Annotated in this window: 11 protein-coding genes; 5 read left to right on the top strand and 6 right to left on the bottom strand. The window is 47.5% G+C overall.

Annotation, left to right across the window (positions count from 1 at the left end; translation table 11 throughout):
- Nucleotides 1–20: 20 nt before the first annotated feature.
- Nucleotides 21–332: a histone-like protein 2 gene (locus FN124_RS30890; protein ID WP_185937185.1), complete on the top strand. Its 312-nt coding sequence runs from the start codon at nucleotides 21–23 to the stop codon at nucleotides 330–332.
- An 83-nt stretch (nucleotides 333–415) separates the two neighbouring features.
- Here FN124_RS30890 and FN124_RS13250 read toward each other — a convergent pair whose 3' ends face one another.
- On the bottom strand, nucleotides 416–961 hold the full coding sequence (locus tag FN124_RS13250; RefSeq protein ID WP_142685184.1) for a GNAT family N-acetyltransferase: 546 nt from the start codon (nucleotides 959–961) through the stop codon (nucleotides 416–418).
- A 115-nt stretch (nucleotides 962–1,076) separates the two neighbouring features.
- Between FN124_RS13250 and FN124_RS13245 the strand changes: the two genes are divergently transcribed.
- Nucleotides 1,077–2,342, top strand: coding sequence for a hypothetical protein (locus FN124_RS13245; protein WP_260607417.1), 1,266 nt, complete (start codon nucleotides 1,077–1,079; stop codon nucleotides 2,340–2,342).
- A 35-nt stretch (nucleotides 2,343–2,377) separates the two neighbouring features.
- Here the strand turns inward: FN124_RS13245 and FN124_RS13240 are convergent, their stop codons facing one another.
- From FN124_RS13240 to FN124_RS13225, 4 genes are all read right to left on the bottom strand, one after another.
- On the bottom strand, nucleotides 2,378–3,001 hold the full coding sequence (locus tag FN124_RS13240) for a hypothetical protein (RefSeq protein WP_142685183.1): 624 nt from the start codon (nucleotides 2,999–3,001) through the stop codon (nucleotides 2,378–2,380).
- 80 nt (nucleotides 3,002–3,081) lie between these two features.
- Nucleotides 3,082–4,266, bottom strand: a complete 1,185-nt coding sequence (locus tag FN124_RS13235) for a glycoside hydrolase 100 family protein (RefSeq protein WP_142685182.1) — start codon at nucleotides 4,264–4,266, stop codon at nucleotides 3,082–3,084.
- Between the two features lie 2 nt (nucleotides 4,267–4,268).
- Nucleotides 4,269–5,414, bottom strand: a complete 1,146-nt coding sequence (locus tag FN124_RS13230) for a glycosyltransferase family 4 protein (RefSeq protein WP_142685181.1) — start codon at nucleotides 5,412–5,414, stop codon at nucleotides 4,269–4,271.
- Nucleotides 5,411–6,070 carry a PIG-L deacetylase family protein gene (locus FN124_RS13225; protein WP_142685180.1) on the bottom strand — a complete coding sequence of 220 codons (660 nt, stop codon included), beginning with the start codon at nucleotides 6,068–6,070 and terminating at the stop codon, nucleotides 5,411–5,413. The genes FN124_RS13230 and FN124_RS13225 overlap by 4 nt, the downstream gene beginning before the upstream one ends.
- A 121-nt stretch (nucleotides 6,071–6,191) precedes the next feature.
- Between FN124_RS13225 and FN124_RS13220 the strand changes: the two genes are divergently transcribed.
- The 3 genes from FN124_RS13220 (at nucleotide 6,192) to FN124_RS13210 (ending at nucleotide 10,428) form a co-directional block, all read left to right on the top strand.
- Nucleotides 6,192–6,794: a DUF1349 domain-containing protein gene (locus tag FN124_RS13220; RefSeq protein ID WP_260607416.1), complete on the top strand. Its 603-nt coding sequence runs from the start codon at nucleotides 6,192–6,194 to the stop codon at nucleotides 6,792–6,794.
- Nucleotides 6,795–6,834: 40 nt separating this feature from the next.
- Nucleotides 6,835–8,370: a sulfatase family protein gene (locus FN124_RS13215; RefSeq protein WP_142685179.1), complete on the top strand. Its 1,536-nt coding sequence runs from the start codon at nucleotides 6,835–6,837 to the stop codon at nucleotides 8,368–8,370.
- Between the two features lie 237 nt (nucleotides 8,371–8,607).
- Complete coding sequence (locus FN124_RS13210) at nucleotides 8,608–10,428, top strand: ABC transporter ATP-binding protein (protein ID WP_142685178.1); 1,821 nt, start codon at nucleotides 8,608–8,610, stop codon at nucleotides 10,426–10,428.
- Nucleotides 10,429–10,482: 54 nt separating this feature from the next.
- On the opposite strand, the gene FN124_RS13205 is transcribed toward FN124_RS13210, so the two are convergent.
- Complete coding sequence (locus FN124_RS13205) at nucleotides 10,483–11,292, bottom strand: glycosyltransferase family 2 protein (protein WP_142685177.1); 810 nt, start codon at nucleotides 11,290–11,292, stop codon at nucleotides 10,483–10,485.
- Nucleotides 11,293–11,686 lie beyond the last annotated feature (394 nt).

Here is an 11,686-nt window from a genome sequence, read left to right as displayed (position 1 = left end):
CTAAATAATATAATTGCTCCATGACTGATTCGAGTAAACCAACCGGCAAGCATCTCAAAAAAGAAGCCGGTGCAAAAGTAGCCGCCGTATTAAACGCGCTGAGCGATTTAAAAGAGAAACTGGGAGAAAAGAAATTTCTCAGGAATGTAAAAAAAGCCGCTAAAGCGATGACCGCGGGATTAACGGATAAACAAAAAGACCCTGCGAAGCCGAAGAAAAAAGCTGCTGCCAAAAAAGCAACTGCTCCCAAAGCCAACACTCCCAAAGCCGCCAGCAAAAAAGTGACGCCAAAGAAAGCTGCTTCCAAGAAAGCCGTCGCTAAAAAAGCTTAATCCTGCATCTGTAATTCCTGTAAGTATCTTTACTGTTCCCTTTAGAGGAACCGGCATTACTATGCCCTGAATGGTAGGGATACTTACAGGTTGGGCTGCCGTACGTAACGGTTCACATCATAATTTTTATTGTTCCACGCCATGCCGCCGGCTACCAGTCCTTCGTGGAGGAACCCTGTTTTTACCAGTACCCTTTCCGAAGCTGTATTACCCGGCAATACATCTGCCACCACTTTTTTCACCTCCAGGGCAGTAAAAATATATTGCACTACCGCCTCAATAGCTTCGGCCATATAGCCTTTGCCCCAATACTCCTGCACCAGCGCAAATACCAGCGGCACCGTATCTTCTGTTTCGTAATTATTGAAACCGATAAACCCGATCAACTCCGTTTTATTTCCAAGGGCAATGCCCCAGCGAATCCCTTCTTTATCAGTAAAACGTTTCTTAAAAAGATCGATAGCGGGGCGAACATCTGCCACTTCGCTCAATGGAATAACATGATAATAACGGGTAACCCGTTTATCCGTCAGCAGGTAAAACAGGTCCGGCTGATGCAAATGTTCAATTTCAACCAGGTGAAGACGGGGGGTAAACAAAACAGGAAAAATTTCCGGCAATAATCTCATATGTTGGCTGTCTCATTTAACGGCCTCAATATAAAAACAATTGCACCACTCCACCAAAAATGTTATCTGCGGCAGGCAAAAAAAAGTATCTTGTCCGGAAAACTTATTCCACGACATGTCACTATTCACTCAGCGTCCGGCGGCAGCATGGCTGACCGCAGGTATCAGCTTATGGGCTGTTACCGCCTGCGCACAATCCTACTCTTTCAATGAAAAAGGCATTTCCCGGCCCGTGCTGGAACATTACCTGGACCATGCAGTTACCATGACCGAATTCCTCGCGGTAGATCCTTACGCTTCCGATGCGCCTTATCCCAACAAGGAAGACGATATCCGCCTGATCCGTAACACCGGGGCAAAGTTCATTGGCCGCGCCATTTACCGCTGGGGAGGAGAAGCGGTGCTGAACAACAAAGACTACCTCGACAATGCCAAACGATTGGTAGAAGAGGTACACAAAAATGACCCGGATGTCATTTTCCAGGCAGCCCTTTTTGAACAGATCAGTGAGCAGGTAAATACCATTCCTGTTCCTGCATGGGCATTCAGGGCACTGGGACTAGTCGCGGAAAACCGGCATTTCCGTTATGCCGATATGCTGAACACCAAAGGCAAACTGGTGGATCACTGGAGCAAAGGCAACAGCGTGCCTGATATTACGCGCGTGGAAACCCGTCTGTGGTTTATGTTCCTGGCCGGTACTTATATGGAGGTGGGATGCGAAGCGCTTCACCTGGGGCAGATTGCCCTGATAGGCATGGAAGATCCACAGCTTACTGAATGGGCCGCTTTCCTGGAAAAAATACGGGCCTATGCAAAAACACATACCCGTCGCCATTGGGTATTGCTGGATGCCCATACGCCATCGGGCGGTATGGTGGCCAACGGTAAAAGCTTACTGGATTTCAATTCTTTCCCGTTGCGGATAAAATCGGTACCGGAACGGCCACAGGAAGGTATTTTGGCTGTTGGTTTTACAGATGCGCTTTACGGGAGAAGCAAAGGCGGTATTGCACCCAGTGGCTGGAAAGCCGTGTCGATGCCTTACCTGGTGGAGTTGGATAATTTTGGTATCAGCAACCATCCCGGTGTTCCGGATACCACTACCATTTATCCCTGGGGGTTTGATGAGATCAGCTGGTTTTACCAGCAACCGGAGCAATACCGCAACAACTGGCTGCGATATGCCCACCAATGGGTGGCAGACCATGACGCCAATGGCCATTTGCAGATGCCGGTAACAAGAGTGGTTACACTGGGCAGGAAACAACCCAGATTAAAGTACCGGGCCAATACCCGCTCCCCCCAATGCCCCGACGGGATGAATGATGAAGCCACCATTAAAGCTATCTGGCAGGCAGCAGATGCACGTAAAAAGTAAGGGACACCGGCGGTTACAATTAACCGCCGGTCGCTTTATTTTTGTTTCACAAACCTCATTTCCTGTGAAGTAGCCACAAATGCTGACTCCACCATCTGGTTTAATTTCGTTGTCACCACCAGGGTGTCTCCTCTCCAGGAAATTTTTCCGCCAATATCGATCACTTTCACGGTACCGCCGCCAGCCGAAGGATTTTCGACCATTCCATTACTGAAGTAAATGGAATCGGCGCCCACCAGTTTATAAGGACTTACTGCGCTGTAAGGCGCCATGGTCACCTGGAAGGGGACGTCCATATCGGTCAGCAGTTGTCCATCCACATACATCACCATCCTGAGCATGGTATCAATGGAATAGCTGAGCGCATTAAACCTGAACGAACTGCCGTCGATCACACAGGTGCCCTTGTTGTTGAATGTTGTATAATCACTGTAGGAAATGACTTTGGCATTGCCTTCCGACACGGTACTGGTGCCTGTCATGGTGGTACCTGCAAAATTCCAGTTGCCTTCAATTTTATTGTTGCCAGTTACGGGTGGTGTTGTGGGAGGCGGAGTTACGGGGGTAACGTTATCCGGTCCGGCCATTTCAAGGCTTCCACAGGCAGTAAGAACGGTAGCTAAAACCGCCACCAGGGTCAGGGATCTGTAAATGTTCATCTTCATAAGTTATTACACGGGATATTGTGCGCGAAGTTACATCAATTCACTTATCTGCAGGCTAATCTTTTATTAACTTATCATGCAGCCGGCTGACGCATTCGCATTTCATCAAAGAAAGGGGTTCTTCTTTCTTCCACGCATTTCGCGGCATAAAGGTACAAAGCAGCGCTCCAGGTTTGCCACTCCTGCCCTTTTGCAGTTCCATCCTGTGCTTTCAGCCATTCATTGAATCCATAATCTACCTTGCCGCTGCTGGAAATAGTGATGATCCTGGTAAGCTCCAGCAGTTTTTCTTCCGCCAGCCGGTACTTCTTTGCAGCCACCAGCGCGGCCACATAAAAGCCGCAGATAAAGGGCCAGATACCGCCGTTATGATATTCTCCCGGGAGATTAAAAAAAGCATAGCGTTCATGCCAGTCGCTATCGCCCGGTTTCGTATAGGGGAAGAAGTTAGGAGGCAGTTTCACGCCCAGCTGTCCGTTCTTTATAAGCTCAGCACATTCCTCTTCAATCCATGCCACCATGTCTGCCGCCCGTGTAGGTGCTGCAATGCCGGAAAGTATTGCCAGGCTGTTGCCCAGCAGATCGAACCTTTCGCTGCTCAGCACTTTGTAAGACCACATAGCATAATAGGGTTTGTGTTTCACCACCAGCCCTTCATGTACATGCCGGTGTTGTACTCCCCCGGTGACGGTAAATCTTCCCATGGCCTGTCTTACTTTTTCCGCCCGCTCATGATGCCCCAGGATACGGAGATAACTGTACACAAGGGTGTTTACAAACAGGCCGTAGCCCAGTACCCATTGTTCATCGCGCCAGTCGCTGGTAGGCTGCTGCGCTACCAGGTACCGGTCTGAAGGACTTTGATACTCCATCCACTGCAACGATCTGTTCACCGCCTCTTCGAGGAACTGTTCTTCTTCCGACAGCTTACGGTACATACCGGTTACCAGCAGGAAGAGCGGGGTGCAGTCGCTGGCGCCGAGGTCCTGTTTATCATGCACAAGGGAGGGAATATGCCCGTGCGGCGTCTGGTTTTTTGCCAGTGTTTCCAGCACCTTCCTGATACTTTTTATCAGCACATCGTTACCGGTAACGCCTATACCAAAAAAAGACAGCAACAGGTCCCGTGTATATGGCTCAGGGTATCCCCACCCGGCAGTGCGGGGAAGGCCCTGAAAAGGGCCGTTCACATTATGCAGTAATACCTTCAGTGCGGCATCCCTGGCTGCATTGATGGTTGACCAGGAGGAAGCTTCCATGTTTAACGGATATTAAGTTTTTCATGCATCAACTGGATAAACTGCCTTGCTATCACCCGGTAGTCAAAATTTGCGGTTATTCTTTTACGTGCTGCTTTACCCAATTGTTCCCTGTAGGCGGCATCTGTCATTAACCGCTGCAGGTATTGCCTGATATCATTTACATCTGCCCTGTAGTCTACCGTGCGTGGCGTGGAAAATACCACCTTCTGACTGGTAACAAAACCAGATTCTTTACCGACCATTACTTCGCTGGTTACGATTTCTTCTGCCACACCTGCCAGCAAAGCGGTTTCACCGTGTACCAGCGTATCAAGCATACCCATGGCGCGGATGCCGATCACCGGTTTTTCGCAGGCGCCTGCTTCTACCTGGGTCATCCCGAAGCCTTCCAGGCGTGAGGGCGCCACATAAATATCGCAGGCGTTGATGAGGTACGGCATCTGTTCCCGTGAAACGATACTGGTAACATATTTTACCTTATCAATCAGTCCCAGTTCATCTGCCAGTTCCAGGTCGGCTTTGTTTTGTTTGTTACTGCGTTCCTGGGGCCATACTTTGCAGATATACTTCCAGTTGTCCGGCACTTCGCCGCCTAATTGTGATAATGCATACATCACTTCCCTCGCGCCTTTTGAACAGGCGTCCCCGCCAATAGTAAGAAGCATCAGCTCATCCGGCGCCACGCCCATTGATTCACGGATGGCTTTCACCCCCGGATGTTGCTGAGACATTGGTATAAACCTGTTGGTATTACAGCCTACGGGCAATACGGCAATCTTATCGCCATTGATACCGTCCCTTATATACATTTCCTTAACCCACTGCGAGGTGACCAGGAGCAGCGGCAGCTGGTTTAACACATCGTGGTAGTTAGCAATATACCCATCGGCCACCAGCCACGGTACCGGCTGTACGCCAAACCGCTGCGGATGCAGCACCAGCTGCGGGCAATATCCCCAGTAACCTACCCCTACTACTACATCCGGCTTAAACCAGCTGTAATACCATTCCTTTTCCAATGGTGAATCGTAATGTACTGCCAGGGCATTCACACCTGCTTCCAGCAAACCCTGGTACAATAAGTTTCCCTGTGTTGCCAGTCCTCCTGGGGCTGGCGGATAATCAAATAATAAAAGCACTTTCATAACGCAACCGGTAAATTATTTAGCCACTGGTGGGCTTCCCCGCTGTTATTGAAACACCAGAACGATTCCGCCTGCGGCGTTGTGGCGGCCTCCCAGCTATCGGTCCTAAATCCATACGTTTGGGTAATCATCTCATATTTCCTTTGCCAGATATCTTTATCCAGCACATGATAAATGGTAGCTTCAGGTACTGCCTCGGGGAAATAGGACTTCAACCCGTCTTCATAAGCAAACACCCAAAGCTCCCCGGCACTGATACGGCCTTGCTGCCATAAGCGGATAACGGCGCCGCTTACTTCTTCATGGCGGAGATGCCGGGTATATTCCCCCTGCGGGTGATGGGTAATGACCAGGTCGTAATGTTGTACAGGCAATAAAGCAAGCACCTGGTTTTCCACTACCTCATCCGGCAAAGGTGTTTGTTCAGGACCATCATCCATATCCCCCATTACACCCTGTGCTCCATACAATTGTAATGCCTTAAAAAATTTAGGGGCTCTGTCCGGATCAGCCGCCCGGCACAGGCTGATGATGGTCCAGTTCCACTGCGGGTGAAACAGAATGCTGCCTCCCGCCCACAGAGTTTCGTCGTCCGGATGGGCTACTATAACTGCAACTGATTTCCTTTTGCTGGTGTGTGGGTTTTCTTCACGCATGTTCATAACAGGTTAATGAGGGTTCTTAAAGTTAACAAATCCCGGGCAGCTGCCCATCACTAAAAATTACTTATTACGGGGAATATTTATCATCTTACATAAAATTTTTACGGGAACATTTATGAAAAGAATTGTAGCATTATCTGCTTTCATAGCAGCAAGTATGGGATTAAAAGCACAAACAATGCAATGGTATAACGCTCCGCAGAAATGGTCGGCAGTTCACAACCGGATCAATGTGACCGTTGACCCCGGTACCGACTACTGGCAGGTAACACATTATGGCTTCATCCGTGATAACGGTCCTTTTTATTACCAGGAACAGGAAGGTGATTTTACGGCTACCGTAAAAATTTCCGGTCAGTATAAAGAGCTGTTTCACCAGGCCGGCCTGATGATCCGCAAGGATGCCAAAAACTGGATTAAAACAGGGATAGAATATGTAGACGGCGTGCAGAATGTAAGCGCCGTAGTTACACGTGAAGTATCCGATTGGGCTGTAGTACCGCGGCACGACAGCCCCAAAAGCATGTGGTTGAAATTATTGCGTAAAGGAGATTATGTGCAGATTGAATACTCTTTTGATAATAAGAAATTTGATATGCTGCGGCTGGCGTATTTCCCTCCTGGCGGTAAAGTGCAGATAGGACCAGTGGCGGCAGCACCGGGAAAGTTGCCTTTTGATGTGGTGTTTGAGGATTTTAAGGTGGTGGCGGAGAAGTGATGTGGGGGGCGGCAATAGGTAAACAGATAAAACACTGAACATGAAAATTTTTTCCGCAAACTATCTTGGAAAAATCTGCGGAGCACTACTCCTCTTCACCGCTAACGGCTACGCACAAACGCAGCGGCCCAACATCATATTCATCTTCTCAGATGACCATGCTTACCAGGCCATCAGCGCCTATGGCAGCAAACTGGTGCAAACGCCTAACATCGACCGCATCGCCCGCCAGGGTGCTGTTTTCAAAAACGCGCTGGTCACCAACTCCATTTGCGGTCCCAGCAGGGCTACCCTGCTTACCGGTAAGTACAGTCACATTAACGGCTATACGCTGAATGAGAAAAAGTTCGACGTGGAACAGCAACTGTTCCCTGCCCTGCTGCAGCAGAACGGCTACCAGATAGCATGGATCGGGAAGTGGCACCTGGGCAACCTGCCAAAGGGGTTCGACTACTGGCGTATCCTCAACAGCCAGGGCCAGTATTACAACCCGGATATCATCGGGCCTAATGATACCAGCCGCATTGAAGGATATGTTACCAATATCATCACCAACCTTTCTGTTAACTGGATAGAAAAACGGGATACCACCAAACCCTTTTTCCTGGTGGTAGGCGAAAAGGCCACACACCGCGAATGGCTGCCGGATATCCAGGATCTCGGCGCATATGATGATAAAACATTTCCCCTTCCGGCAACATTTAAAGACGACTATAAAAACCGTCTGGCCGCACAGGACCAGGATATGACCATCGATAAAACCATGCGCCTGAAAGAAGACCTGAAGGTACATGCCAATTACGAAAAAGGGATCTATGGCCGCTTTACACCGGAACAGAGAAAGGCCTACATCGATTATTATGAGAATAAGATCAGCAAAGAATTTGATGAGCAAAAGCTCTCAGGCGATGCCCTGGTGGAATGGAAATACCAGCGTTACCTGAAAGACTATCTGGCCACTGCAAAATCGCTCGACAGGAACATCGGCCAGCTGCTGGATTACCTGGATAAATCAGGTCTCTCAAAAAATACCGTAGTGGTGTATGCTTCCGACCAGGGCTTCTACATGGGTGAACATGGCTGGTTCGATAAGCGTTTTATTTATGAGGAATCACTGCGTACGCCTTTTATCATTAAATACCCTGGTGTAGTGAAGCCCGGCACTTCTATCGATCAGCTGATGCTCAACATCGACTGGGCCCCCACCTTCCTCCATATCGCCGGCGTAAAGGCGCCTGCCGATATACAAGGCACCTCCTTTTTACCGCTGCTGAAAGCGGATGGCAAAAATGTTTCCTGGAGAAAAGAAGCGTATTATCATTACTACGAATTCCCCGAGCCACATCATGTATACCCTCACTTCGGTATCCGTACAGAACAATATACGCTGGTCCGCTTCTACGGCGAGTCCAATAGCTGGGAACTGTACGACCTGAAGCAGGATCCGCATGAGGTAAATAATCTTTATGGCCGGAAGGGCTATGAAAAGCTCACTGATACCTTAAAAGCCCACCTGAAACAATTAATGGTACAATACAAAGACACGGGAGCACTGAAAATCCTGGCACAACAATAATTAAAGGTAGCCGCTCCCCCGCCGGTGCGGCTATCAAATCTTTTGACAATTAAGCCAAAAGGGCTATTTTTGAGCCCTGATTGCAGTTTTTACTGATGATCTGCGGGCTTGAATGTGCATCTGAAAAATATTCTTTAAGTTATTGATAAAAAGGAAATTAAAAACTTAAGGAACCGCATCAGCAACGATGCGGTTTTTTTTATGCACGTCTTAATCATTATACGATTATAATTAAATATGAAGACATACTTCCGACTTTTATCGTTTGCCAAACCTATTAATAAATTCGCCATACCCTATATCATCTGCACCCTGTTGTCTGTAATATTCAGCACACTGAACCTTGCGTTGCTGGCGCCTTTGCTGGAAACATTGTTTAACAAGGATCTGCACGAGACAGTAACTCCCATGCCGGACAACTATTTTGATATCTTCAAGGTTTTTAAGCATTATACCACCTCTGTTGCCAATCAGTACGGTAAGATCAAAAGCCTGGAATTTGTTTGCGCCTGTATCGCCGCCTCTGTTTTACTGGGCAACTTGTTCCGCTATTTCGCGGACCGCACTATGGAAAGCCTGCGTATACAAACCTTACTGAACCTGCGTAAAACAGTATTCAACAATGTAATGAACCTGCACCTGGGCTATTTCAGCAATGAAAGAAAAGGAGATATCATCTCCAAGATCGCTTCCGACGTGCAAGTGGTACAATACACCGTAACCGGCACTTTACAGGTATTGTTCAAAGAACCGGCCCAGCTGATCTCTTTCCTGGTGATCCTGTTCCTCATCTCCTATAAATTAACGCTGGTATCTATGCTGGTTATTCCGGTAGCCGGTTTCATTATATCCCGGATCGTGAAAAGACTGAAAGAACAGGCAACTGCCTCCCATCAAACCTATGGCATGATGATCAGTTACCTTGACGAGGCGCTGAATGGCATCCGTATCGTAAAAGCTTTTAATGCAGTGGGATTTATCACCGGCCGTTTTGATGAGCAAAACCGCCGCTATTCCAAAATAGCGCGATCCATGGCTAAAAGGCAACAGCTGGCCTCACCCGTTTCTGAAACACTCGGGGTACTAATGGTGGCCGGTATCGTGTTTTATGGCGGGTCTCTTATTATCAATAACCAGGGAAATATGGACGGATCCACCTTTGTGGTATATATCGCCCTCTTCTCCCAGATCATGCGCCCGGCAAAAGCTATTTCCACCGCATTCAGCAATATTCATTCAGGGATCGCGGCGGGCGACAGGGTACTGGAATTGATCGATCAGCAACCGGCTATTACCAATGCGCCAGATGCCATTACATTAAACGGTTTTACAGAGGAGATCCGTTTTGAAGGCGTTTCTTTCGCCTACGGCGAGAAGAAGGTGCTGGATAACATTACCATCAGCATACCCAAAGGCTCCACCGTGGCGCTGGTAGGCCCGTCGGGCGGCGGTAAATCCACGCTGATGGACCTGATCCCCCGTTTTATGGATCCCCAATCAGGTAGCATCCTGATAGATGGTAAAAACCTGAAGTCCGTTACCATGGAATCTTTAAGGGCATTAATGGGTGTGGTAAACCAGGAATCCATCCTTTTCAATGACACCATTTTCAACAATATTGCCTTTGCCAAGCCCTCTGCCACTATAGAGGAAGTGGAAGCTGCGGCCAGGATTGCCAATGCGCACGAATTTATCACTAAAACAGAAAACGGCTACGACACTAATATCGGGGATAAGGGCTCCAAGCTTTCCGGCGGACAAAGGCAGCGTATCTGTATTGCCCGTGCCGTGCTTTCCAACCCGCCCCTGATGCTGCTGGACGAAGCCACCTCCGCGCTAGACACAGAATCAGAGAAAATGGTGCAGGACGCGCTCAACAACCTGATGAAGAACCGTACTTCCCTGGTTATTGCCCACCGCCTCAGCACCATTCAAAATGCAGATATCATTATTGTACTTGACAATGGCCGGGTGGCCGAACAGGGCACCCATCAGCAACTGCTTGAACACAACGGCATTTATAAACGACTCATTGAAATGCAGACGTTTGGTAACTAAATAAAAAGGCCACCTGACGGTGGCCTTTTCTTATATCTTCTTAAGTTAGTTTAGTTACTCCGTTGTTAAATGGTGCCTGTACCCGTTGGAACAATAGGCAATTCCATGATGTAAAGTATCCAGGTAAACCCTGTAGTTGATGTTCTCATGTACACGAGAGTTAAAAGGATGATGTAAATGATAGCATACCGCTTTTAACTTCACTTTTTTCTGATAGAGCCCCGAGTTAATAAAACGTGCCGCCAGTTCAATATCTTCATGTCCCCAGCCTTTAAGCTCGTTGTTATAACCATTCACTTTCAGAAAATCGGCTCTCCAGAAAGCACAGTTACAACCGATCCAGTTCCGGGAACGCTGGCTCTTTTTTATCAGTAAAGGTGCCAGGAAAGGGATACGAAGCGAGTTGATCCGGTTCCTTACATTTTTACTGAAAGAAGATACCCGTTCAAATTGCCCGTTGTTGAGGTATTTCCTGGTAATCTCCTCCTGCAGTAACACCCGGCTGCCACGAATAAAGTATCCTTTTTCCGCCTCGCTGATATGGTCCCTGATGAAAAGCTCATGCATCACAATGTCGCCATCAATCTGGATGATATAGTCTGAAGAAGTACCGGTAATAGCCTGGTTGATGATGATCGTTTTGCGGAAACCCTCGTCAGGGTGCCAGAAATGTTTTACCGGGATAGTGGTTTTTCGTCTGAATGCTTCAACAACCTCCCTGGTAGCCTCTCCGGAGCCATCATCTGCTATAATGACTTCATCGGGGAGGACGGTTTGCACCAGTACGCTATCCAGCACCAGCTTCAATGCTTCCGGCCAGTTGTATGTAGTTACAAGTAAGGCCACCGACACTCTTTCACCCATATTAGTTAGATATAAAATTAATGTTTAAAAAGCTCATACTGTTAAGCTTCTCAAGTATAACGCCATTTTATCCCTAATTATTTTACTCCATTCCTTTCGTTGTGTGCACAGTATTTATCTTGTTATATGTGCATATAATCAAGAAAAGTGTAGGTTCTTCTCCATTAATAATCGGCCATTTATACTTTAAGCTAGCTTTGTAATTATAATAACGATCCAAAGCTTCAATAAGTTACAATTGCTACGGTACTTTCAATAAAATTGTGCCAATCTGGTTTTTATAGGAACTTATCATGACTTTTTCCGGATAATCAGTTTACAAACTACAAAAACATAATAATTAAATGCAATTTATAATTTAATTGCCAGAACGACATAATATTTTTTTTATGGA

It is taken from the genome of Chitinophaga polysaccharea, from assembly GCF_902150045.1.
In the GTDB taxonomy this organism is placed as follows: domain Bacteria; phylum Bacteroidota; class Bacteroidia; order Chitinophagales; family Chitinophagaceae; genus Chitinophaga; species Chitinophaga polysaccharea_A.
This window is presented reverse-complemented; position numbering and strand designations above follow the sequence as displayed.

Bases quoted from the DNA above. Each gene is read 5' to 3' on its own strand.
- FN124_RS30890 (WP_185937185.1), top strand. From the start codon at position 21: ATGACTGATTCGAGTAAACCAACCGGCAAGCATCTCAAAAAAGAAGCC.
- FN124_RS13245 (WP_260607417.1), top strand. From the start codon at position 1,077: ATGTCACTATTCACTCAGCGTCCGGCGGCAGCATGGCTGACCGCAGGT.
- FN124_RS13205 (WP_142685177.1), bottom strand. From the start codon at position 11,292: ATGGGTGAAAGAGTGTCGGTGGCCTTACTTGTAACTACATACAACTGG.
- FN124_RS13250 (WP_142685184.1), bottom strand. From the start codon at position 961: ATGAGATTATTGCCGGAAATTTTTCCTGTTTTGTTTACCCCCCGTCTT.
- FN124_RS13235 (WP_142685182.1), bottom strand. From the start codon at position 4,266: ATGGAAGCTTCCTCCTGGTCAACCATCAATGCAGCCAGGGATGCCGCA.
- FN124_RS13220 (WP_260607416.1), top strand. From the start codon at position 6,192: ATGAAAAGAATTGTAGCATTATCTGCTTTCATAGCAGCAAGTATGGGA.
- FN124_RS13210 (WP_142685178.1), top strand. From the start codon at position 8,608: ATGAAGACATACTTCCGACTTTTATCGTTTGCCAAACCTATTAATAAA.
- FN124_RS13240 (WP_142685183.1), bottom strand. From the start codon at position 3,001: ATGAACATTTACAGATCCCTGACCCTGGTGGCGGTTTTAGCTACCGTT.
- FN124_RS13225 (WP_142685180.1), bottom strand. From the start codon at position 6,070: ATGCGTGAAGAAAACCCACACACCAGCAAAAGGAAATCAGTTGCAGTT.
- FN124_RS13230 (WP_142685181.1), bottom strand. From the start codon at position 5,414: ATGAAAGTGCTTTTATTATTTGATTATCCGCCAGCCCCAGGAGGACTG.
- FN124_RS13215 (WP_142685179.1), top strand. From the start codon at position 6,835: ATGAAAATTTTTTCCGCAAACTATCTTGGAAAAATCTGCGGAGCACTA.